Origin of the sequence: Dyadobacter alkalitolerans DSM 23607, assembly GCF_000428845.1 — a bacterium.
GTDB lineage: Bacteria > Bacteroidota > Bacteroidia > Cytophagales > Spirosomataceae > Dyadobacter > Dyadobacter alkalitolerans.
In genome coordinates this window covers 1-24,122 of the sequence record NZ_AUAS01000003.1, presented here as the reverse complement: position 1 = coordinate 24,122, position 24,122 = coordinate 1, and the positions used below count along the sequence as shown (strand labels likewise).

General features: G+C 46.0%; 22 protein-coding genes and 1 pseudogene. 15 read left to right on the top strand and 8 right to left on the bottom strand.

From position 1 onward, the window contains the following. Positions 1 to 51 precede the first annotated feature (51 nt). Positions 52 to 345 carry an outer membrane beta-barrel protein gene (locus G395_RS33250; RefSeq protein WP_510185846.1) on the bottom strand — a complete coding sequence of 98 codons (294 nt, stop codon included), beginning with the start codon at positions 343 to 345 and terminating at the stop codon, positions 52 to 54. Between the two features lie 39 nt (positions 346 to 384). Beyond that, complete coding sequence (locus G395_RS33245) at positions 385 to 534, bottom strand: hypothetical protein (RefSeq protein ID WP_157486587.1); 150 nt, start codon at positions 532 to 534, stop codon at positions 385 to 387. Between the two features lie 1,240 nt (positions 535 to 1,774). On the opposite strand from G395_RS33245, the gene G395_RS0105910 reads away from it, so the two are divergent. The 5 genes from G395_RS0105910 to G395_RS0105890 all read left to right on the top strand — a co-directional run bounded on the left by G395_RS0105910 (position 1,775) and on the right by G395_RS0105890 (position 8,316). Next, entirely contained in the window at positions 1,775 to 2,500 is a 726-nt protein-coding gene (locus G395_RS0105910) for a hypothetical protein (RefSeq protein WP_026629210.1), read from the top strand. An 89-nt stretch (positions 2,501 to 2,589) separates the two neighbouring features. After that, positions 2,590 to 3,267 (top strand): hypothetical protein, encoded by a 678-nt coding sequence (locus G395_RS0105905; protein ID WP_051350036.1) that lies wholly within the window; start codon positions 2,590 to 2,592, stop codon positions 3,265 to 3,267. 79 nt (positions 3,268 to 3,346) lie between these two features. Then, positions 3,347 to 6,862, top strand: coding sequence for a GEVED domain-containing protein (locus G395_RS0105900; RefSeq protein WP_229204034.1), 3,516 nt, complete (start codon positions 3,347 to 3,349; stop codon positions 6,860 to 6,862). A 102-nt stretch (positions 6,863 to 6,964) separates the two neighbouring features. Continuing rightward, entirely contained in the window at positions 6,965 to 7,591 is a 627-nt protein-coding gene (locus G395_RS0105895) for a LuxR C-terminal-related transcriptional regulator (protein ID WP_026629207.1), read from the top strand. Positions 7,592 to 7,686: 95 nt separating this feature from the next. After that, positions 7,687 to 8,316 carry a response regulator transcription factor gene (locus tag G395_RS0105890; protein ID WP_026629206.1) on the top strand — a complete coding sequence of 210 codons (630 nt, stop codon included), beginning with the start codon at positions 7,687 to 7,689 and terminating at the stop codon, positions 8,314 to 8,316. Positions 8,317 to 8,341: 25 nt separating this feature from the next. On the opposite strand, the gene G395_RS28745 is transcribed toward G395_RS0105890, so the two are convergent. After that, positions 8,342 to 11,371 carry a sensor histidine kinase gene (locus G395_RS28745; RefSeq protein ID WP_169720008.1) on the bottom strand — a complete coding sequence of 1,010 codons (3,030 nt, stop codon included), beginning with the start codon at positions 11,369 to 11,371 and terminating at the stop codon, positions 8,342 to 8,344. Positions 11,372 to 12,016: 645 nt separating this feature from the next. On the opposite strand from G395_RS28745, the gene aqpZ reads away from it, so the two are divergent. From aqpZ to G395_RS33050, 4 genes are all read left to right on the top strand, one after another. Further along, on the top strand, positions 12,017 to 12,712 hold the full coding sequence (gene aqpZ, locus G395_RS0105880) for an aquaporin Z (RefSeq protein WP_026629205.1): 696 nt from the start codon (positions 12,017 to 12,019) through the stop codon (positions 12,710 to 12,712). Between the two features lie 155 nt (positions 12,713 to 12,867). Further along, positions 12,868 to 13,524, top strand: coding sequence for an NAD(P)-dependent oxidoreductase (locus tag G395_RS0105875; protein WP_169720007.1), 657 nt, complete (start codon positions 12,868 to 12,870; stop codon positions 13,522 to 13,524). A 96-nt stretch (positions 13,525 to 13,620) separates the two neighbouring features. Then, complete coding sequence (locus tag G395_RS0105870; RefSeq protein ID WP_229204032.1) at positions 13,621 to 14,490, top strand: hypothetical protein; 870 nt, start codon at positions 13,621 to 13,623, stop codon at positions 14,488 to 14,490. A gap of 27 nt (positions 14,491 to 14,517) precedes the next feature. Next, entirely contained in the window at positions 14,518 to 14,709 is a 192-nt protein-coding gene (locus G395_RS33050) for a T9SS type A sorting domain-containing protein (RefSeq protein WP_084439454.1), read from the top strand. Between the two features lie 883 nt (positions 14,710 to 15,592). Here G395_RS33050 and G395_RS0105865 read toward each other — a convergent pair. The 3 genes and pseudogenes from G395_RS0105865 to G395_RS0105855 form a co-directional block, all read right to left on the bottom strand. Further along, positions 15,593 to 15,862, bottom strand: a complete 270-nt coding sequence (locus G395_RS0105865; RefSeq protein ID WP_035360564.1) for a hypothetical protein — start codon at positions 15,860 to 15,862, stop codon at positions 15,593 to 15,595. A gap of 310 nt (positions 15,863 to 16,172) precedes the next feature. Then, positions 16,173 to 16,331, bottom strand: a pseudogene (locus G395_RS33225) (Fic family protein); the annotation flags it as partial. Then, positions 16,330 to 16,758, bottom strand: coding sequence for a helix-turn-helix domain-containing protein (locus tag G395_RS0105855; protein WP_026629200.1), 429 nt, complete (start codon positions 16,756 to 16,758; stop codon positions 16,330 to 16,332). The pseudogene G395_RS33225 and the gene G395_RS0105855, both read right to left, overlap by 2 nt. A gap of 233 nt (positions 16,759 to 16,991) precedes the next feature. Here G395_RS0105855 and G395_RS0105845 point away from each other — a divergent pair, with 233 nt between their 5' ends. The 4 genes from G395_RS0105845 (at position 16,992) to G395_RS0105830 (ending at position 21,501) form a co-directional block, all read left to right on the top strand. Next, positions 16,992 to 17,948, top strand: coding sequence for an SDR family oxidoreductase (locus G395_RS0105845; protein ID WP_026629199.1), 957 nt, complete (start codon positions 16,992 to 16,994; stop codon positions 17,946 to 17,948). Positions 17,949 to 18,090: 142 nt separating this feature from the next. Then, entirely contained in the window at positions 18,091 to 18,768 is a 678-nt protein-coding gene (locus G395_RS28740) for a helix-turn-helix domain-containing protein (RefSeq protein ID WP_229204030.1), read from the top strand. Between the two features lie 138 nt (positions 18,769 to 18,906). Continuing rightward, positions 18,907 to 20,583: a phytoene desaturase family protein gene (locus tag G395_RS0105835; protein WP_211237752.1), complete on the top strand. Its 1,677-nt coding sequence runs from the start codon at positions 18,907 to 18,909 to the stop codon at positions 20,581 to 20,583. 96 nt (positions 20,584 to 20,679) lie between these two features. Then, on the top strand, positions 20,680 to 21,501 hold the full coding sequence (locus tag G395_RS0105830) for an alpha/beta fold hydrolase (protein WP_026629197.1): 822 nt from the start codon (positions 20,680 to 20,682) through the stop codon (positions 21,499 to 21,501). Between the two features lie 98 nt (positions 21,502 to 21,599). Here the strand turns inward: G395_RS0105830 and G395_RS0105825 are convergent, their stop codons facing one another. Beyond that, positions 21,600 to 22,667, bottom strand: coding sequence for an SDR family oxidoreductase (locus G395_RS0105825; protein ID WP_026629196.1), 1,068 nt, complete (start codon positions 22,665 to 22,667; stop codon positions 21,600 to 21,602). A 139-nt stretch (positions 22,668 to 22,806) separates the two neighbouring features. On the opposite strand from G395_RS0105825, the gene G395_RS0105820 reads away from it, so the two are divergent. Next, positions 22,807 to 23,388, top strand: coding sequence for a Crp/Fnr family transcriptional regulator (locus G395_RS0105820; protein ID WP_026629195.1), 582 nt, complete (start codon positions 22,807 to 22,809; stop codon positions 23,386 to 23,388). A gap of 111 nt (positions 23,389 to 23,499) precedes the next feature. On the opposite strand, the gene G395_RS0105815 is transcribed toward G395_RS0105820, so the two are convergent. Continuing rightward, a complete protein-coding gene (locus G395_RS0105815; protein ID WP_229204028.1) occupies positions 23,500 to 23,670 on the bottom strand; it encodes a hypothetical protein in 171 nt (56 codons plus the stop codon). A gap of 153 nt (positions 23,671 to 23,823) precedes the next feature. On the opposite strand from G395_RS0105815, the gene G395_RS0105810 reads away from it, so the two are divergent. Continuing rightward, entirely contained in the window at positions 23,824 to 24,108 is a 285-nt protein-coding gene (locus G395_RS0105810; RefSeq protein WP_026629193.1) for a transposase, read from the top strand. The last annotated feature ends 14 nt before the right edge of the window (positions 24,109 to 24,122 follow it).

The window sequence follows — 24,122 nt, the reverse complement described above, 5'->3', positions numbered from 1 at the left end:
AAGGTTGTGATGCCAAACGGTTAATTGAAAGAAACCAAATTGTCGGCTATCTTACAAAGGCAACATGACGCCGAGTCGTACAGAAGGGCCTCTGTTGAACATATCAACGCCGTCTTTATAGATCGTCCTCAGCCCTAAATGGTAGCGGGCTTCTACGAATATTTTTATGCTTTGCAGCGGATATGCGATTCCCATGCCACCAACCATTCCATAATCAAATGGCTTCAAATTAGGACTTAATTCTGTCTGCCCAGATTCATCTTTAGTGAGCACTCCGTCATAATAAATTTTAGAGTTATAATTAAACTTGCTCGCACCCGCTCTTAAACGCAATTCCGGCCCCAGGGAAAAAATACCTTCGAACCTGCCGAATCGGGGTTTGTATTAAAATAAAATTGGTAGGTTCATATAATTGATGGAAATCTTTCCAAAATCTTCACTTTTCAGCACCAGGCCGTCTAGAAGCCCTTCACCTGAGGCATCATATTTGGCCTCCGACTGACTGAAACCCGGTTCAGCTTGAATACTGAACAAAGGACTTAGAGATTTGTTAAAAAGAAGTGCGAAATCTGCCCCGACCCTTGTTTGATATGAGATAACGTTTGCAGGTTTGAGATTGGCAAAGTGGACGGCACCTCTTACACCTACATGAGGTTTTTCTTACAAATGGGCGAAAAACGGCGTCAATGAACTAACTATTTAGTTTTGGTTTTCTCAATGGCCTTAAACCATTATTACCAAGATCCGGATTTGTATTAAAAGAGTATTAAGGAATTCTTAAATCAGCTCATAAGCTGGATGTCATTATCAAGGATGTATCGCAAATGTCCAAGACTGTGGTGCAGAACAATTAGGATTGTAGCTTATCCTACCATTATAAGACTCTGGCAGACAATTTACCGACTATATCATAATATATGTGTAATTAATTTTCATAAACCACTCTTGTAATCTGAACGTCCGAATTGGTAAAATAACCTAGAAGGGAATAAAAGTCAATTAGTAGAAATAACCGCCGAATTAATTTCAGATGATGCCTTATAGATGTCGATGGTTAATTGCCACTTCATATTAATGTGGAAAACTTTGGTAGACACGAATTTTATTGATTTACGTGGTTTCTTAACACCCACCGCAAATGTAACATCAGTCCAACTTAATGGCGTAATCACCCGACGTAGAGTTCATGCCGGTGCTAACTAGGTAAAGCGGACATTGAATGAGCACTCAGAAAACAGCTCCCCACAAGATCGATGTATACGTCCATAAGGTCATTGTTTGGCACAAAGACTTGATAACAGCAACTTGCTTAGCCTCCTAAGCATGTCTTGTCTGTACGTCAGGCAAAAAGTAAAGCTACCTTCGGTATCATTATGCGCAGAGTGACCAGCCGAATTGACGATAATCAGTCCTCGAATGCTTCGAAGGATGCAATGTTATTGGTACTGCCTAAGTAAAACACAAACGTAAATACACTCATTATGTAATCAAAGTCGTATGCTATTATCACTATTATATGCAGAATTGCCACAAGGATTAGAATTATTACAAATAATGTAGTATAAATACTATAAGTATCGAGTTATTTCTCACTTCTTTTTGTAGATGTCGACAAATTGATTCAAAGTAGTGTGTTTATGTTTGCCTCCAGACTAGTTAGGGTAGGGAAGATATTTAGCCACCTCATGACCATCGTGTGGATAAAGTAATTCCGAACCTGTCACTAGATCCGATTACAAAATGCAAACAATTATTCATACAAAACGCAAGCTTCATGAAAACACGTCGACTATTTAATGCATTGCTTCTTAGCGCGCTTTTAGGGGGGGCATCCATTACTTCTGCTCAGGTTAAGATCGGTTCCAATCCTACGACAATCGACCCCAATAGCAACCTTGAAGTAGAAAGTACGGACCCAAGCAAGAAGATCAGCATCCATAAAACCACAGGAAAATTAACGATTGCCGACGGTTCTCAGGGCGATAAAAAGGTATTGACATCCGATGCGAACGGGGTCGCCACATGGCAAAGCCAGTCTGAACTGTCCATCCCTGTCACGGCATTCAGTGGCGCCATTACGGGCCAGGCTACCATTCCAACTTTTACAACTCACGACGAACCAAGTCAGCGGCTCCCCCTGGTTCCTACATTGGGCGGGGCACTTTGGGACGCAGGTTCCAAGAGGGTTACGGTTCCCGCCAATGGCACTTACTCTGTACAAGTGGGTCTATCCTGTGTTAGCACTACGGGAGCCGGTGTCACGCTATGGACAAGGATATGGGTAACCTCCGAAAATGGCGGTCCGATCTTCAAGGGGGTTAGTCCGATGGGCGCTGCGGCCGGGGACTGGCAATCTGTTGTTTACACTGGCAAATTAAATGCGGGTGATGGCATCTCGCTGGAAGGTTACACCATGCAAACCGATGGAAATCCGCCTGTTAATCCTATCTGGACCGGTACCTGCGGAAGGGCTTATATGACCGTTACGAAGATAGACTAGCTGATCTACGAATTTTAAGGTGTATCAGTTGGGTGTCTGCATTCACTCCAGACAATTCTCATTAATTTAATTAAACTCAAAGGTATCTCATGAAAACACAAAATCTACTATTCAATATTTCCTGGACGAAGATAACCTCTGTATTGTTTGTAGCTGCGTTGCTTCTTGGCTCTTCCGCTGTATTCGCGCAAGTGAAAATCGGAACAAACCCAGCCACCATCGAGCCTAACTCGAACCTGGAAGTAGAAGCGTCCACACCCGGGCGTAAAACGAAAATAGACAAAACAACAGGCCAGGTAACCATTACCGACGGTACTGAGGGGGCAGGGAAAGTTTTGACTTCGGATGCAGCCGGTGGTGCTAGTTGGCAGAATCCTCTTGCCGGTACCATGATCAATGGGACTACCGGTGAAATTGTTAACTTTTCAACTGGCGCTATAGAACAGAAATATTCGGGTGGATCCATAACATTACCCAAAGCAGGCACCTATATGGTTTATGCCAGGTGGGCAACGTATACCGCTGCGACAACGCATCCTATCCCGAATCATGCTTTTATCAACACCGCTCTGTCAAGCAGCGCCTCGACTTATGTTCAAGAGGGTATTGCAGCAGAATGGTTATTTGTTGTACCCACTGCACACCATACAACGCCGGGATTTCGGGTTACTGTGGCTGGCCCACAAACACTCTATTTTTGGTTTTATACTGGTTATTATACTGGAGATATTCAGTTTCAGGAGACTTATGCTATCGGACCATTCTAATGTCCTTGTATAGCTGCTCGGAATAGAAAGCAAGCTTCAAACACCATTATAATTCTTAAAGCACTAAACAGACTTTACAATGAAACTAACTTATACCAGTTCATCCGCAAAGGGATGGATCAGCATGGCCATCTCAGCGATGTTGCTTTTGCTTGGACACCTGGTGCTTGCGCAGCAAGGTAGCCAGGGCAATACCACGATCTTTGGTGGTGCCCAGATGACATTTTTTGGCGATCACGACTTTATTAACGGCGGCGGGGGTGCCCAACCGGGTGTAATCCTGACGGAACGCGCGTCGGGCAACTTCGGCGTGCTCAACTTCGCCGGTGATAACCTGACTTCTACAGGTGCTTCTGATGCGGGCTATGTGGATGGCTACGTTCGCAAATACGGGGCCGGCACGTTTGTCTTTCCTGTTGGGGACAATGGCTTCGTTGGCCAATTTGCGGCTTCGGCCGATGGCACAATGGGGTCTTATTTTCACGCTAACCCTAATACGGCTGTTACCAGCAATCTCTTTACAGGATCTGACTACGCTGCGCTTCCCAACGGAGGCCCATTTAACACCAGCAGCATGGGCGCTGGCGTTGATGTTGTCAGTACAATTGAATACTGGGATATCGATGGGGCAAATGCAACGCCCTTAACACTGACGTGGGATGCCGGTAGTTCAATTGCATCACTGACTGGCAGCGATTTGACAAAGTTGACAATCGTTGGGTGGAATGGAACCCAATGGGAAGCAATTCCGTCCAACGTGGATGTAACATCTGTTTTAGGCGGCAACAGCGACCTAACCGCTGGTTCAATTACTACGACAAGCCCTTTGGCTCCTGATTCTTATACAGCTTACACGTTTGCCTCTGGCGAACTGGCACTGGCACCGCTCTCAACAATTGTCATTGCCAAGAAAGCACAATCAGAGGTGAGCCCGGGTGTTGATTTTGGTTTTACTTCCAACATTCCTTCCGGCGCGGCCTTCACGCTCAATGATGACCCAGCTTTTGTCTCCTTGCAAGATGTGGGAACAGGTAATAACAATACCGTCTGGGCTATTGCCGCGCCAGCGTCGGGAACGGGCAATGGCGGGGTCTACTACCGGCCGGCCGGGACTTCTAGCTGGATCACTGCTCCCGGCCTGGGCACAAGGGTGGATGTAGACCTGAATGGTACGCCTATCCTGGTGAACGCACAAGGTTTTATGTATACCTGGGATGGAACTAGTTTTATCCCTACCACTGCTGGTACGATCAACGTGTTCGATGTGGGTGTTTCGGCGGGTAGTATTCAGCCTGCTTATGTGCTGGCGGTTAATAACGCCGGTTGTTACACGCTTTTCCGCTGGAATGGCGGCAGCAGCTATACAGGCTTCCCTAATATTTGCGGCTCACGGCTGGATGTAGCGCCCGATGGTTCGATTTATGTACTTAGTGAAACGGCAGGGCAGGTTTACCATGTAACGGTGTCCGGAGACGTGGCGACGATTGCAGAAACCTACCCGTCACAAGGGTTTAGCGACATTACCGTTGCAGCCGACGGCAGCGTTTGGGCTGTGAACAGCGCCCAGGCCTATCGACTTTCAGGCTTGGCCTGGGCCCCTGATGCCAACAGTGGCGGGGTGTTTATCGGCAGCAACAACGGCGGTATTTCTGTAGGCTCGGACGGGGACACGCCAGTCCTAACTTACAATGCAAAAGCGGAAGGACCCACCACCATGCGCGGACGGCTCATTCAGCGCAGGGAAGACGGCGGGTGGTTTAATGACCACACAGTCAGACTATCAGGTGCCGGTAACAGTATTGTTTACAACGTTGCACCGGGCACTTACACAATCTCCGAAAACGCAGCACCAGGTTCTTGGGAACTGATTAAGATTAATACAGCCGGCGGCGCGGTGTCTACCAACATTCCTGCCCGCACCGCGACTGTCACCGTAACAGCAGGCCAGACGGCGCACGTTGAGTTTGTGAATTACAATATCCAGACTTCAACGATCTCCAATTCGTGCGGCACCCCGTTTGTCGAAACATTTGGCGCTTCGGGATCGGAGGCAGTTTCGTCCATTCCTTCAATTTATACACCCTACCACTACAATGAATATGGCGCAGAAACTCACACAGTCGTGAATAATTTTCAGGCGTTGTACTATGGAACAGTAGCACCTGACCATACGGCGGGTGATGTAGGCGGCTATTTTCTGAATGTAAATGGTGGCTTCGGCCAGGATGAAGTGTTCCGTCGCCGGTTCAGCGGACTCTTGCCAGGCGCTTCGTATTCGCTTTCACTTTGGGCAACCAACCTGACCAATGCACCAGGATATGTTGTGCCCAACCTGGTACTGGAAGCACGGAACCTGCAAGGCGGTTTGATTTCGGCCCAATCAACGGGTGATATAGCCTTTACGACCGAGACCGACTGGCGGCAGTATTCGATGACGTTCGTGGCTGACGCCTCGGGCACCGTGGATTTCATCATCCGCAACAACCAGCAGGTGCCTGGCATTAACGGCAATGATTTCGCTATTGACGACATTACCATCGGCATCGGCTGCGACTATGGCGATGCACCGGATTCATACAGCACCCTCACGGCTAGCAACGGTCCTTCGCACAAGGTCACCAGCTTCCTGACTATGGGCAGCGCAATTGATGCTGAGCTTGAAGGTACACCGGCTGTGCAGGCTACCGGTGACAACGTCACCGGCCTGAACGACGAAGATGGCATATCGGCATTCCCGGTCATTTCAGGAGGTACGACCACCTCAGTTACTAACTACACCGTGAATGTGGCCACTGTTAACCTAACATCGTCAACAGCCAACTTGTGCGGCTGGATCGACTGGAACAGCAACGGTGTTTTCGAAGCGGGAGAAGGCGTATGCACAACCGTAGCACCTGCAACTACCAGCGCGACGCTGATCTGGCCAAGTGCGACGCTGGGCGGAGCCACCGGCACGACCGGCGTATATGCACGCTTTAGACTGACAACGGATCCGCTGACAACGGGAAGCATCAACGGTGCAGCAGTAGATGGCGAGGTAGAGGATTATTTTATCATGTTTGAAACCGCGATGCCTGTAACGTTGGCTCGCTTCACGGCAGCAGCCGAGGGCGGCACAGTCCTGCTCACCTGGTCGACCACCGTCGAAATCGGCAGCGACCGCTTCGAGATCGAACGAAGTGCCGATGGAAAAAAATGGACGGCTATTGGCTTGGTGGCGTCGCATGGCGACAGCAAGGTGATTGTTGACTATGCATTCACAGACAGTAAACCACTCAGCGGTGTCAACCTATACCGGTTGAAAATGGTAGATGCGGATGAAACGTATTCATTGAGCAGCATCCGAGAGGTGAAGATTAAAGGGGTGATAACGGTAGCCTATCCCAATCCGGTTTCCAACCGACTACTTATTAATGGTCGCGATCAGGTAAAACTAGCGACAATGACTAACGTGTCGGGCATACCCGTACTTAGCCATAACGGAATTCCGGCAGAAGGCCTGGATGTCCGAAGCTTACCTACCGGCATCTACACCCTTTCATTGACCCTGTTTGACGGCACTATTAGCACACACAAAATAGCCGTTACCAGGTAATAGCGGAACTTGCGATTCCGGGCGGCAACTTGCTGCCCGGAATTTTCATTTATAACCGAAAGCGATCATCAGACACCTTTATATAAATAACACTTTTCGATCATGACGATACTAATCGTTACAGATAACCATTTGTTTTCCCTGGCGATTCGCACAATTATCAACAATCAGTACCCAGATGCAGTCATAATTGAGACGCCCATTGTGCAGGACGCGATTGGAGTGTCTTACGGGACAACATTTCAGGTTATGATTCTGGATGTAAGTGCGGCCGATGCAAAGGACACCGCTTTACTACTTAACTATAAGAAAGCCAATCCGCATACCGCGGTCCTAGTCCACCTTGGTGATCAAACCCAGCTCATGTACAAGTTCATCCGCGCAGGAGTGACGGCCTTGTTTTCAAACAAATCTTCACCAGCAGAAATTAATGAAGGCCTGAGGCGCGCTGAAAGTAATACCAGGTTCATCAGCGCCGATATCCAGGAGCATCTATTATTTTATATTACTGAAAAGCCTATTAATCACACACTCACAAAAAGAGAGGAAATTATGGCCGACTTATTGGTTGCAAAGAATTCATATGAGCAGATCGCTGTCATCGCTGGAACGACCTCTAAAAGCGTTGGGTATTATAAGCGGAAAATCTTCGAAAAACTGGAAGTAGATAATATTGTTGATCTTGCTATCAAACTCAATAAGGTTGTTATCAACAAAGAAAAGAAATAGCTTGCGGCGCTACTGTCGAAATACGGCTTGTCCGGCGCCGGAATTCTAAGCATTACAACATTGCACCCGTTATTACTAACCCACGAATTTGAAAGGTGAAAGTTCTACTGATTGAAGATCATTTTTTAGTGCGTATGAGTCAAAAGATCGTGCTTGGCGAGCTTTATCGTCAGGCAGCGGTCATGGAAGCAGATGATTTTGAAGCCGCCGTTTCCTATATCGAAGTTGTTACATTTGATTTGATTTTACTCGACATCGATATTCCCGGAGGAAAAGGTAAGTCGATGATTGATCGGATTAGGCAACGACAGCCTAGGGTTATAATCCTTGTGTGTTCCGCAGCGGATGAACAGATTCACGCGCTTGAATACATCGCCGCTGGTGCAAATGGGTATGTCTCTAAATCTGTTGACAGAGATGAGCTAGTCGTTGCAATCACGACGGTAATGAAAAACAAACGGTATGTAAGCTCGGCAATTCAGGACCGTCTGCTTTCTGCTGTGTCAACTGGAAGCTCAGTCTCACAGCGACAGAAGATTTCCAAAAATTTGTCCGGCCGGGAGAAAGAGGTTATGGATCTTCTGATTGAGGGAAAATGGGTTAAAGAGATTGCATTTAATTTGAATTTACGCGCCAATACCATTAGTACCTATAAAGCCCGCATATTTGAGAAAATGGGTGTTACAAGTGTAATTGATCTGGCAAAGAAAGTACAGGGACTGTGAAGTACGTGCACCGTTGTGGTCAAACTTAGTTATGGAAAGTGATGATTATTTTCGTTCCCTGATTTAGCCGCTCTATCCGGATGCTTTCAGCAACGGCGGCGGCCAGTTCCCTGACCATTGCCAAACCGATACCACCGTTGGATGACGGCGCTGAAAGCGGTTTGCCTGATGTGAACCATTCAACAAGATCCTGTGAAATACCCTGACCATTATCTTCAATTACCAGACTCAACCGGTTGGTGTCCTGCAAAGTATAGGCTCTGATTTCACCGTTATCGGTATATTTATTAGCATTGTCCATCAGATTGTGGACAATAATTTTGAGCAGCTGTGCATTCGTTACCACGACAACGTCGGCCGGGATCAAGTTTAAGAAGGTATTTGAATTGATCTTTGTATTTTTTCCATATAACTGCATATTTTCCTCGATCAGATTATAAAGCAAAATCCTTTCATTCTTCGGCTCGTGCTTATAAACCTGAATTTTGACATAAGCCAGCATATCCTCAAGGGAGTCCTTTACCCGTCTGATGGTATCTGCAATATTTTTGACAAATAGAGATACCTCATTGTATTGCTGCTGGTCGACCATCTTTTGCATTTCATCGGAAACAATGATTACTGCGCCTAATGGCGAGCGTACATCGTGGGCGATAGAGGCCATGAACCTGGATTGAAGATGCATTTGGTTTAGCAGCTCTTCCTGTGATTTTTCCAGATCCCGAAGTGTTAGTTGTAATTGACTGGTCCGCTCACTTACCTGCATTTCAAGCAGCAAATTCCGTCGTTTGATCGCTCGGATCCTGTATTTTGAATAAAATAAAAAAGAAAGGATTAGAGCCAGAAAGACAGACGAATAAAACCACCATGTCTGATACCAAAAGGGAGGAACGGTGATACGGATTGTTTCATAACTATAATTGGCTTCTCCAAAACCATTAGCTTTTCTGACGTTTAAGACATAATGGCCTTGGCTTAAAGTTGAAATCGTGATAGTGGCCACATTGCCTGCTGTTGTCTCAATGCGTAACCAATCTGATGCCTTCGGGGTTTTGCCTTCTTTCTGTAATGTATAAGAGAATGCCAGGTTATCAGGGTTGCCTAAAAAAGGCGTGTTAACCTGCAACGCCAGCTGTTTTTGATCTTGTGAGAAGACGACTTGTTTTTGCTTCGCCGGCGTTGGCTTCCCGTCAATGTCAATCCGGTCGACCATAATACTGTTCGCGGGAACCTCGGCAGTGGTCATCTCCGGCTTAAACCAAATCAATCCGTTTATGGACGGGAGAGACACGTATCCGGAAGGCAGCCGAACCGCGCACGGCTGGCATCCTCCATTGAATTCATTTGTATTAAATCCGTCCGTCTTTGCGTAACGGTGATAATACAGTTCCCGGGGCTTTTCCGAATACGCCAGAAGGTCCGACAAAAGGACCTGGAAAATCCCTTGGTTGGTCGTAATCCATAAAAAACCCTTACCATCTTCAATAATGCAATGCGCACTGGCCAGATATCCTTTCGTGTCAAGCGGAAAGCGGGTAAGTTTCCCTTTTTTAAGGAGAAAGAATCCGTCTTTATAAGTAGTAATCCAAGTTTCCGACTTATCGCGGGAAATGAGCATACTCCGGATATAAGCGTTTTCCAGGCCTTTGATTGAAGATACTGCTTTGGTATGGCGCGAGACCCGAAATAATCCCTTGCGGGTACCAACCCAAATGGAATCGGGGCCTTGTTCAGTAATCCACGATATGTCATTTAACGGCTCTTTAGAAAATAAAGTGGGGGCAGTGCGATTTGTGAAAGGTGCTTTTACATAGAGTAACCCTCCATCCAGCGTTCCAATCCAAATGGTTTTGTCTCTTCCCTGGTACAGCTGGGAGGTTCTCCCGGGTAGCTCCCAGGAAAACCTTATCCCGGACCCGTCAGGCTTTATCACTGTCAACCTTGGCCCCTGCTTGCACCAAATGTATCCCTGGTGGTCAACGAGGATACTGTACTTGTCCCAGAAGACACTTTTTGTCACCAGCGGCAGTTGTCTGGCCAGTATTTTACCCTCGGGCCCCTCCTGGGAGTAGGCAATGCCCTGCGCGGACAGCACGCCTGTACCAGTTAAAGCCTGCCCGTAGTAAACTTGGTCGGTACCTGGAAAATCCGTAGCCAGGGGAAGGAACTTCTTCCGTGTCAATACCCAAACTCCGCTAAGCTGACTGCCGAGAAAAATTCGTCCTGCCTTCTGATCGTAATAAACGGCTTTGATCTGTTCCTTTTGGAAATCAAAGCCCCTCATGATCAGCTCGGAGGTTAAATTGCCATTGGCTGTCGGAGTGATGTGGTAAAGCGACTGCCCCACCACTACAAAAGTTTGATTGGTTGCGTTGTTCCAGAATATCTCCAGGGGGCTTTCGCGCTTGTATGACCTGTCATGAATCAGGTCACCTTTAAAGTGAACCTGTTCGCCCTTGAATTGGCCTGCGCCCGCGGCAAAGCGGGTCAACGTCCCATCTTCGAGATGATAAAGACCATCATTCACCCGGAAAAAATCCCATATGCTTTTGCCAGGCAAGCTGATCCGGCCTACTTTATTTTTTCGCTCGTAGTAATCCAGATTCCTTGTGTCGTAAACGAAGAAGCGGTCGTTGCCGGCAGGAATGGCAAAATAGTCGGGGAAGGTATTTGCGTGAAAAAGGGTTGGAGATCTTTCGTATACATACCCGGTACCCCTGCTGGGATAGGGGAACGGCTGGGCCGCCAGCTGGCGGTATAGTGTCGTGTCAAGAGCAGCCCTTCCATGATGAATATGGATGAAGTTCTGCTCGCTGTTCAGGGCGAAAAAACCGTCTGCCTTTGCCCGTGGATCAATATGGAACGAACCTATACTTGCTGCCTGATATGTTTTGCCGAAATTATCGAAGACCTTAAACGCGATTCCGTCAAAACGTGCCAATCCCCGTTCGGTAGAAAGCCAGATGTACCCAAACTCGTCCTTTGCAATGGAATAGACACTGTTTTGTGGCAGGCCATCCTCGTTGGTGTAGTGTTTGATTTGGAAGGCTGACAAACCCTTTTCCCGTATTGTCTGAGATAAAACAGGCCTTCCAAGTGCGAGCAAAAGAATGAAAAAAAAAGCGAGCTTATTTTTAAACATTAAGAAAGTAAAAAGCCCAACCTAGGGTGAATAAAAAATTATTCTACAACTATTTGTGTAGACCCTACAAGATTCTACAAATCTGTTCAATAATCCAAATTTAACTACCAACTGGCAGTTGGAGAAATGAGAAGACTTGTCCGTTTTTAGGATTCAGTGTTGGGTTTGGGTTTGAATATTCGGTGATTTTCTGAGAAAAGCGTATGTATTGTTAATAGACTTACCGTAATCATTTTTCAATCTAGACTTCAGACCAGTGCTGATTTGGTCATCAACATTGAAAGCGTATGCAACTGAATGAAATACTCACGAAAGAACAGATTTTTTGTAGAACTAATATGACAGTGATCGACAAATCTCTATGTGAAATTACTTTTATTAACATTCGACGTATAAAACGTTTTTATAGCTTTGTTATGTCGAATTTCCAATGACCCGTCGGGTTTCCGAAATATGACTGTGCCCTCTTTTAACATTGATTGCACTGGTGGCGCTCGTATGTATTCGCAAAAATGGATAGGCTCGCCTGCTATGCAACCAACACCGTTCTTTTGAAATATGAAAAAATACACGGCAGAATTTATAGGTACATTTTGGCTAGTCCTTGGCGGCTGCGGTAGTGCAGCCCTCTCAGCAAGTTTTCCCAACGTTGGCATCGGCCTTTTAGGTGTTTCACTGGCATTTGGTTTAACAGTCCTGACAATTGCATACTCGCTGGGGCACATTTCCGGAGCCCACCTTAATCCGGCCGTATCGCTAGGCCTGTGGGCAGGCGGGCGCTTTGATGGCAAGGAGCTGTTAGGTTATATGTTGTCACAGGTGCTAGGCGGCATTGCAGGCGCTGCGGTACTATATTTCATCATTATCGGAAACGGCGATGCAATTGAGGACTTTGCAGCAAATGGGTATGGGGAACATTCTCCCGGTGGCTACAGCATGTCGGCCGCACTTATTACCGAGTTTGTGATGACGTTTATGTTCCTGATAATCATTCTTGGATCTACTTATCCTTCGGCACCGTTTGGCTTTGCAGGCATTGCCATTGGACTAGGATTAACCTTAATACACCTGATCAGCATTCCGGTCACTAACACATCGGTGAACCCGGCCCGTAGTATAAGCCAAGCGATATTTGTCGGCGGATGGGCGATGGAGCAATTATGGCTTTTCGTGATCACGCCGTTGGCCGGAGCTCTTCTGGCTGGCGTCGTTTATAAAACCCTGTCAGATAAGCCTAAGGCATTTAGTGAGTAAATCACCAATAATCAGCAGCAGCAAGGGGAAGGTCATTATTTTTTGGTAGTTAATAAAACGTTGAGTAGGCAGATAGCCCCCCGACTTTGTTAGGGGGCTATTTTAAAAAGCCACTTATCCGGCGTTCATATCCACTAATGTTACCAGCAAAATGCATGAAACAAATAACAATTATAGGGGCATCAACCGACCTGGGGATAACTACTGTCCAACATGCGTTAAAGAAAGGCCATCAAGTAGTTGCCCTTTCTTCGAACATGGATAAGATCGCGGATCATAAAAAGCTCCTAAAACTCAAAGGCTCCGTTACTTCGGTCGATGATGTCAAGAAAGCAATTACCGGCTCGAATGCGGTCATCGTGACAGTGGGAGCCAAATTCCAGCTGATGTTGGGACAAATGGACGGATACGCGAATATTTACAGCAACACGGCAATAGCAATTTTGAGCGCATTAAAGGATTTGAAAATGGAAGTACCGTTACTGGTGGTTTCAGCGTTTGGGGCTGGAGAGAGCAGGAAATACCTTCCATTTACCTGGCAGTTTGCCTTGCCCAGAATATTGACTAAATCGTATAACGATAAGACACAAATGGAAAAGATACTGTCAAAGGGTTACCGGTTCTCCGAGATTATACGGCCAGCAATAATGACGAACCGGCGGCCGAAAGGCAATTTCAAAGCGCATCTAAGATTAGAGCAAGGAATGAAATTAGAAAAAATTTCAAGAGAAGATGTTGCACATTTTTTAATTGCACAAGCCCAAAACCCTACCCATATGCATCATTATGTAAGTTTGACATCTGCTTCTTAATAGAGATGTTGGACCACATAAACATTGTTACTCTTTAGTATGCTTTCAAAACAATTCCTTCTGGCCAGTGTGTGTTTTTTGCTTATGATATGGGCCGTGGGACTTTCACGTCAAGTACAAAATACCCTGGAATTTGTGCAGGACGGCGCCAACAACAGCTTCTCCCCGCCCGTTCCCAAAGGACCTACTTCCATACCACAAACGCTCAATTTTTTTCTAAATAATAACGGGGGCAGCAATGAAGGGATCTATTTTCAAAAGGCGCAATCACCACTTTCAGTAACTTTCAGCCTTGACGATCAAAAATACATTACTGTTCCGCAGCACGTTACCGGAATGACGTTTGGAGCTGCTTCCGGTGCTAGTGCTTGCCAAGTTAAACCTGCGACGGTGGTAAACAATAATTACCATTTTGCCGATTCGACCCGTTCCATATTTACATCCCATCCCCAAGGCACTGCGGGCCATGGCATCAATCTATTTACCAACGTAGGTGTCCAGGTATTTCTGTCGGCAAAACCTTTAATGAGTATAAAAGCACCTACGACCGATACCAGTCGTTATTACTATGGCAAATTGAGGTTGCGGTTTAGCCGACCGGTAAAAAATCCGGTTATTTCACTCATAGGATTGGGCGCAACGACAAATTTTGCCAACAAACACCTGGGGTTCGCCACAGAACTGGAGCTCCAATCACCTGCAAATACATTGGTGAGGCTCTCTGGTAACAAGGAAATGTTGCTGGATGCAACCAATAAGAAGATTCTACATGCACAATCCACGATTACAGGCAATTGCGCTAATGGAGCAGCATGTGGAAGTGTAATGATAACAGGATCTGATATTACAGATGTTGTATTTGGCGTGTATCTCCGTACGGACGGCGGAAATGGGGTGTGGGGAACAGAAAAAGTTAGGAATTCCGGAGATATGTGGCATATCACAGTTTCGCTTGCAGACCAATAGTCGGTTAGGTTTGAGGCCCCAGAAGCGTTGGTCTATCCAAACCCCGCCAGTGACAGTCTGCTTATCAGCAAGTACAACCAGGTTAAAGAAGCCACAGTATATGATAGTGCAGGACGGAAAGTACTTGATGTTCAGCCAGTGTCTGCACAAGGGATCGATTTAGCAAGATTTAACGCAGGCATTTACACTGTAAAGATTACGCTATTGACGGTACTTTGAACACAAGAACACAAGCAAAATTGCTGTCATAAAATAGATGTCAACAGAATTGTCCGGACCGTAAATTACAGTTCGGGCAATTCCAACAAACTGGAAGGTTCCTCAAACTCGCCTTCTTTCCGGGGCAGGTAATCCGAATTCTTATTAAGCCGTAGCGTTTCAAAACTAAACCATCCTCAATTTAATATAACGCATATGCTCCTCTTTATCATAACCCTTAGGCTCACTTTTGGCGCAATCCTACTAGTAGCAACATTGCTGACACTGGTAATAATTTTTCCATTCTACATATATGAATATGTCTTGACGGGTATTGGCCTCGGGCCAATTGTAAACAACCCGCGCGGCCTTCGCACCACCCCATTGTTACCGATTGAACGGTTTTTCTTTAATTAGATCTGCCTTCATAACTTTTTTAAGCAAAGGTAAACAGTGGAGTATAGTCCACTGTCAAGAAGTAGGCCGCAAATTAATAATAGAGATTTTGTTTAGCAGCCCGAGACCAAGAATTGACGGAATTAGCGGCGGCCTTACTTGTGCAGCCGGGCCCCGGCTATGGGCTTCTCTGCACTTTCGACGACATGTTTGCAAGCAGCAAGCAGGAAACTTGTTGTGTGCTTTGTTGCCAAACATACAAGTAAGAATAAAACTGCCCAAGTCCGTTTTAACGTACCTCAGAAAGATTAAACTGAACTATATTGGCCTTCTTGAAATCAAAACATATAAAATGGTAAGATGGTCAAATTTCATTTATGCCACGGTTTTTTCGTACTCTGGGGTTTGAATTTGATGTGCCAAATAAATGGAAGCTTTGGCGCAGTCTCCCGCAATACTTTGAATTTTATAGTGATGAATATTGACATTCATTCGGTTCTAAGCCGTTTTAGCAGATCCTGAGCCTCCTTAGCTTCAATTCGCCGCTGCTTAAAATTGCTTCTGCCTCTTTTACGTTTAGCTCATGCGCCTCACGCTTCTGTGTTTCAAGTTCCGCCCGGTCAGGATCTTCATAGTAAATACTATCAGCTTTTGTTGTAAGAGCTGGACTGAGCTGCCTTGCAATCCGGAATCTGAGATCGCTTTCCTGCAAACGGCTGCTTTTAGAGTAAGTGCCGATGGCAACCGCAAGGCTCATGCCCGTTGTGATCAGCAACACCGCTGCTGAGATAATAAAGCCTTTCGAGCGAAGGTCGAAGTGAGCTCATGATTTGCTGTCATTTGGTACAGGTTGCAATAGAACTTGCAATACAAATTTAAAAAACAACCGAAAACAAAACCAAATGCTCGTCAAAATAAAATTTATAACTATCTGATTATTAGAATGTTAAAAAAGTATCAAAAAGAATTAAATAAGTAAAAAATGGCTATTTTACACGACTACGGATCAGGAGGTTTGGGGTTCGAATCCCTACGTGACCACAACCCAAGGCGCCTTTCGCAAGATTGGCGCTTTTTTGTTTCCCGCGCACCAGATAAAGGGTAATAAGTAGTCTGCCGACTCTGCCATTTTCGTCCAGAAAAGGGTGGATGGTTTCAAACTGATAGTGTATCAGACCTATCTTTAATAGATCAGGTAACGGATCAAGTTCGTCGTTCGCGAATTTTTCGATATCCGACATTAGGTCAGTTGCCTCCCTCAATCAACCGCTCCAACCGCCCCATCATCTCATCCTTCTCCTTTAACATCCGCTCATAAAGCGCAATCTTTTCTTCATGCAACTGGATAATTTTTTCGACGGGATGGAAGTTAATGGTGCCATTGTTGAAGGAATTTTCAAAAGCCTTTTCATGAAACGTGTTTGAAATAATATTCACCGCTTGCTCCTCATCAAAATTCCGAATCGCCTCAGCCGGAATCTTCAAAATAGCTGAAACCTGTTCCAAAATATCAGCATCAATCCTTTCCTTCTGTTCGAGCAGCGACACTTTTTGCTGGTTCCAGTCTTCGCCGAGCTCGAATGCGAGGAAATCTTGTTTGATGCCGAGCATTTCGCGGAAGCGTTTTACATTGCGGCCTTCGTGGATTTTGTGGTTGGATGTAGTGGGTGTCATACGGGGCGTTATCTCGTTAAAAAAGCAATTTATATAAATCCGGTGGGAAGTTTTCGGATAACCCCCACAACAAAGAAAAATTGAACTTCACAACAAAGCAGCCTGATCTGGGATTGCTGAAATTTGTATTGGAAAAACAAAGACAACAGGAGGACCTGAAAATCCGAAAATGAATGGAGCGGCCACGCCGAAGCAACAACCCAAATCAAATTTCACATTTAAAAGCAATCAAAATGAAACGTATCATATTAGTTACAGGCGGAACCGGATTCGTAGCCATCCATACGATCTTGCAACTGTTACAACAAGGCTATCAGGTGAAAACCACGCTCCGTTCTTTGTCTAAAAAAGACAAAATAATTGATGCATTGAAAGATGGCGGGATTGAAGACTTTACTGATCTTTCTTTCTATCAGGCTGAGCTAACAACAGATGAAGGCTGGGAGGAAGCGGTAAGGGACTGCGAATATGTGCTGCACATTGCATCGCCATTTCCAGCCCAGACACCCAAAGATGAGAACGAGCTCATCATTCCTGCTCGTGACGGTGCGCTGCGTGTTTTGAAAGCAGCCAGCAATGCAGGTGTTAAGCGCGTTGTGCTTACCTCGTCGTTTGCTGCCATTGGTTATAGTAAAAATGCAAAGGATCACGTATTCACCGAAACAGACTGGACGGATGAGCAGGCGCCGATCATGGCATACATTAAATCTAAAACCATCGCAGAGAAAGCGGCGTGGCATTTTATAGAAACAGAAGGTGGTAGCATGGAGCTTACTGTTATCAATCCGGTTGGGATTTTCGGGCCGGTTTTGGGAGAGATTTCGTCGGCTTCGCTGGACACGATCGTGAAGGGGATCATCAGCGGCACCACGACCGAAAGCCCGGCATTTACATTCGGCGTTGTTGATGTGCGTGATGTTGCTGACATCCATATAAAAGCAATGCTACATCCGAAAGCAAACGGACAGCGCTTTCTGGCCACATCCGAGGGCGTAATGAGCGTCTACGATGTAGCGCAACTAATCAAAACCGAGCGGCCTGAATTGGCCGCGGATATTGCTGATATGCAGCAGACGGATGAAGCATTTTATATTCAAATGTCGAACAGGAAAGCAGTGGGAATATTAGGTTGGGATCCGAAAAGCAGACAATCCGCTATTCTGGAAAGTGTCGACAGTTTGTATAAATGAGTAAATTTGGATTCATAAAATCAAATGTGACAAGTGAAAGTTAATAACCTGCAATCCTGTCATTTGGGACCGGAAATTTCGCCGGAGCAATTTATATCAGAACATTTCTTCCTGTATTTACTGAAAGGTTCAATAAAGGCTTTTGACGGTCACAAGCATTTATCATATGGTTCCTGGCGATTACTGCATCGCCAGGAAAAACCATTTGGTGCGCTATACAAAATATAAGGATAAGGATGAATTTGAAAAGATCATTATCACATTGGATGAGCCGTTCCTAAGGAAGTTTTTGGAGCGGCATCCGGTTCAAGCCCAGGCTGACGACAACAATGATTCTTTTCTCTTTATACAAGATAACAAACTGATTAAAAACTATATCCAGTCGCTGGAACCTTACTACTACGGAGATTTGGAGATTGACGAAACTTTTGCGGATATAAAACGCGAAGAGCTGCTGATGATCATATTAAAGTCTGATCCTGCCATGGCAAATGTGTTTTTCAACTTCGCAATTCCTGCTAAGATTGATCTCGAAGCATATATGAACCGCAACTTCCGCTTTAATATTAGCCTGGAACGTTTCGCCTTCCTGACTGGCAGAAGCTTATCCTCATTTAAACGGGATTTTCAAAAGGTTTTCGGCACAAACCCCGGAAATTGGCTTAAAAAGAAACGGCTCGACGAAGCCTATTTTCAAATCAGCCAGCAAAAACTCAGACCCAGTGAAGTCTATCTGGAAGTTGGCTTTGAAGACCTGTCTCATTTTTCATTTGTATTTAAAAAAGAATTCGGCCGGACTCCGTCAGAAGTGATGCAATAGCGGCTGGTTAGGCGCAAAGCAGGCGGCTAGGATAGATTGATTGAAAATTTAGCAACATTCATTTCTGCATTTGCCAAGGAACAATATTTTTATATTCATTCCAATCGCACCTAGTTTCCTAAATAGCCAGCCCATATTGTGTCGTCCGAACCGCAGGATTTAATGTATGAATTCGATAATGTCATTATCGGCTCGGGTATGGGTGCGCTTTCGGCGGCAATTTGCCTGCTGCGTGAGGGGCAAACGGTACTCATTTTGGAACAGCATAATGTGCTCGGCGGCTGGTGCCACAGCTTCCGGATCGGCGGCCAGCGTTTTTCTCCCGGGGTGCATTATATAGGGCAGCTGGGTGAAGGGCAATCCACCCGAATGTTGTACGAAGGTTTGGGAATTGCCAATGAGCTTACCTTTTTTGAAATGAACCCGGCTGCTTATGAACATTGCTGGATTGGCGAAAAGCGCATTGATATTCCTGCCCATTTCGACGCACTCTGCGAAGCGCTTTCCATACAATTTCCCGCAGAAAAAAAGGGGATTGAAAAGTATCTGACTGCGGTTAAAAATGTCAGCAGCCAGCTGGATCTGATCAAAGAAATGAACGGTTTTCGTGATCACCTTACCATTCCCTGGCGTACGCGGCATTTGGGAAAATATGGCTTATTCAGCGTGAAAAGGGTCATTGACTGGCATATTGAGGACCCGCTTTTGAAAAAAATATTGAATATCCAGTGGGGTAACCATGGACTTCCGCCAGCGCAAGCCAGCTTTCCTTACCACGCTGCGGTGATGGCACATTATGCAAAAGGCGGCTTTTATCCGATGGGCGGCGGTGCGGCGATTGTCAAAGCGATGGCCAATGTGATTAAAAAACACGGCGGTCAGTGCAGGACGGGACAGAAGGTGAAACGTATTTTGATCCAGGGCGAAAAAGTGAAGCGTGCGGTGGGTGTCGAGCTTGAAAATGGTGCGCTTATTTATGCAAAAAGGGTAATTTCCAACGCGGATCCGGGAACGACTTATAAAAAACTGATAGGGGAGCAAAACCTCAGCCAGCAGCTTTTGAATCAATTAAAAAATACCAAATATTCCTGCACCTCGCTGATCCTGTTTTTGACGGTTGATATGGATATCCGCAAAGCTGGTTTGGACTCGGGAAATGTCTGGCTGCTGCCTGATGAAGCGGCGGAAGAATCGTATGGTCAGCATGCAGATGTGGATATTGCCTCGGAAAATGCCTTTCCAGCCCTTTTTATCAGTGCGAGCACATTAAAAGATCCGACGAGTTTTGACGGCATTCATCATACGCTGGAAGTGATTACGCTCATTAACAATCACGCTTTCAGTCAGTTTGATGGCGAAACCGGCATACATTCCCAGGCCTACCTGGATTTTAAAGAACGGCTGAGCGTGAAAATGATCAAAAGCCTCGAAAAGGTGCTGCCGGGGATCAGCCAAAGCATTCTCCAGAAAGAAATGGGCACCCCGCTGACCAACAAGCATTACATTGGTTCCACGGATGGCTGTGTGTATGGCACCGAAAAAAGCTTCTGGCAGATAGGGGCATTTGCATTTAAAGCGCAAAGTGAAATCGAAAATTTGTATTTGTGCGGCGCGAGCATTCTGGCCAACGGGGTTGCCGGAGCAAGTTATTCGGGTGTGCAAACAGCCGCAAGGATACTCGGCACATCCCAGGGAGCGCTGCTAAAACCAGATCCGTCCCAGCAACTTCACGTATACGCAGCCGAGGATGCAACGCATTATCCTGAGTGGATCAAAACGAAGATGAATACGAGAAGGAAGGTGAAAGCAGTTTAATGAACCAAATTAACACAACATTCACGCGCGTTGCTTGAAAAGTGATCCGAATGTTACGTTATTGTCGCTTCAATTTTCACTCTCAAAAACAAAATCATGAGCACTTTGCAGCTAAGAGATGGCGCTACAATGTTTTACAAAGACTGGGGCACCGGACAACCTATCGTATTTCACCACGGATGGCCACTTTCCAGCGATGACTGGGACAATCAAATGATGTTTTTCCTACAAAAAGGCTTCCGCGTTATTGCGCACGATCGTCGCGGACACGGACGTTCTTCCCAAACTTTTGAAGGCCATGAAATGAATACTTACGCTGCCGATGTGGCCGAGCTGGTTGCGTATCTGGACCTTCAAAATGCCATACATGTCGGTCACTCAACGGGTGGGGGTGAAGTGATACGCTATGTAAACAAACATGGCGCTGGCAGGGTTGCCAAAGCCGTGCTGGTGAGTGCCGTAACCCCGCTTATGGTGCAATCAGAAACAAATCCGGATGGTGTGCCGATGGAAGTTTTTGATGAAATCCGCGAGATGACTGCTACACAAAGACCGCAGTATTTCAAGGATTTCTCGGAAGCATTTTACGGATATAATCGTGCAGGGGCTGTTGAAAAGCAGGGCATTCGCGACAACTGGTGGCGTCAGGGAATGATGGGAAGCATTCTTGCCCATTATGAATGTATTAAGGCGTTTTCTGCAACTGATTTTACCGAAGATCTGCAAAGCGTTGATGTGCCCGTATTGGTGCTGCATGGTGAAGACGATCAGATCGTGCCTTATGAGATCACTGCATTGAAAGCCGCTAAACTGTTGAAAAACGGTAGACTGATTACATATCCAGGTTTTCCACATGGAATGCCGACTACTGAGGCCGAAACCATTAATAAGGATATCCTGGCGTTCATTCAGGGATAATATCAACTGGCGCCGTATAGGTACCAGGAGCATTAAAATAGCCGGGTGGGAAATTTTCCGTCCGGCCATTTTGCAATACTAAACGTTAGTTCCAGCTATTAAGGAATCAAATTCTCCGCTCTAAGCCTCTTGAACAAATCAAAAAACGAATCTCGCGTATCCTGATAGCCGGTAAAGCCCAGTTTCCGGCTCTTGGACATGTCGGTCATAACCTCCAAAGGGCGGCCCAAATCGAGATCCGTATGCCAGGCGGAGGCCAGACGATTAATATCGGGTTCTTTCAAATTGTATTTGGAAGCAATCTGCTGCCAGGCCGAAGCGTCGTTTGCCATTTCCTGTTCCAACGGACGAATTTGCCCATCAAATCCTGCTGGCTCAATGGCAAACCAGCCTGCTATTTGTTTCCATAGCCATTTCCATCGGAAAAGGTCGCCATTTGCAACATTGAAGGCTTCATTGTGCGCGGCTTCGGTGGTGGCAGCCCAGACCATGTGTTCAGCCAGCAGCTTTGCATCTGTGACATCGGATAACCCGTTCCATTGCTCGGCTGAGCCAGGAAATTGAAATGGCCGGCCGGTCTCTTTACAAATGCTTGCGTAAATGGCCAGCGTGGTGCCCATGTTCATGAGATTACCAACTGCTTTGCCCACCACAGAATGCGGTCTGTGAACGCTCCAGGTAAAGCCATCACGCTCAGCGCCAGCATAAACTTCGTCTTCCTGGGCATAGTAAAAGTTTTCCAGGTCGAGCCTGGGATGTTCTTCGCGAACGGGCGTTTCAGGCAATGTGCCTGCCTTTGCATATGCCTCGAATGGCCCTAAATAATGCTTAAGCCCCGTAACCAGCGCAACATGCTGGATGGACTTCCGCGCAGAAAGGCTGTCCAGTAAATTCCGGACCATTGCGCTGTTGACGCGGATATTTTCAGATTCCGTATCATTGCGCATCCAGCTTGTAAAGAAAACGTGGGTAGGCGCCACATCCGCCAGTTTCAGTGCCAGATCAGCCGGATTGAGCAGGTCCGCCGCAATAGGTCTTAAGCCTGCAATTTCTGTGTTCGGATTACGGGAAAGGCCATAAGTGATCCAGCCTTTTTCAATTAGTTTTTCTGCGAGGTTGCTTCCGGTGATGCCGGTTGCGCCCACTACTAATGCAATATTTGTCATATGCCTGGGAATTTTTCAATACTTGATTTAATGTTGCAAAGTTACAGCTCTGGAAAGCGGCAGACGTTGACCTGCGTCAAGTAATGCAGTTGATCTAGATCAAGCATCCCTATCTTTGCCCATGTAAATGTGATTGGCTATGATTGAAGTACTTTTTCAGCACATTCAGGAAAAGGTTTCGCTTTCGGACCTTGATAAGGAGGCAATCGAAACCTTTTTTATTCCAAAAAAACTGAGAAAACGCCAGTATTTACTGCAGGAAGGGGATGTTTGCAAACACCTGACTTTTATAGCAAAAGGACTGCTGCGAACTTACAATGTGGATGACAAGGGCGACGAACACATGAGCGTTTTCGGCTGGGAAGGGTGGTGGTTATCTGATTTCAACAGCTTTTTGTCAGGCGAGCCGGCCGTTTTCAACATTGATGCCATTGAAGATTCAGAGTTGCTGCTGATCTCTCGGGAAAATTATGAAGCGTTAACGCTAGCCGTGCCGGTCATGGACCGTTATTTCCGCATTCTATACCAAAACAGCATCGTCACCAAGGAGCGGCGGTTGATGAGCTCCATCACGCATTCAGCCGAAGAAAAATACGTAAAACTGGCAGAATCAAACCCCAAAATGATCGAACGTGTCCCCCAAAACCTGATCGCCTCCTACCTGGGCATTGCCCCGGAAACGCTAAGCCGGATTAAGAAAAGCCTGGCGTTAAGGAAATAACCTATCAAAGGAAACCTTACGCCAACATCCTTGAACCTCAAAACAGGCATAGAAGGAGAAACGCTTCAAAAATTCCTAAACGACCGCATTGCGCCTGGCCGTCATCGGCACTTATTCTCCGATACTGATTTTGAGGTTTGGTAACTCAACTTGCAGCTTTACCTTGGCTTTCAGAGCAGTAAATACCTGCAATAATGTGTCCATTGTCACATTGAAGTTCAAATTCAAATCTGTCACGATCCGGTGTCCCGATTTTCCCAAGAAGTCTATCCTGGACCTCATCCAATGTATGTGTTTTCATTTTTTCTTTTGTTCTGATGCTTCTAGCGTTAGGGCTCGTCAAGGGCATTCCTGCCAACTTCCGGAACGATGTCATGAGTATAATACTCCCGAATATCTGGACAGCTACTTAAATTTTTAACTTAGTAGTTGACTATGAAAAAGGAACGCAGAAAATTCAGCGCAAGCTTCAAAGCAAAAGTGGCTATTGAGGCCATCAAGGAGGTCAGCACCGTACAGGACTTGGCATCCAAGTATGAGATTCATCCGACTCAGATCACAGCTTGGAAACGCGAGTTTCTTGAGAATGCCGAGTTGGTATTCAGCAAAGAGCAGCCTGCTGCTAGCGAAGCAGAAAACTCCAAGGAAAAGGATCTATACTCAAAGATCGGGGAACTTCAAGTACAAGTCGATTTCCTAAAAAAAGTCTTGGGGAAATGACGACCATGGAGAAA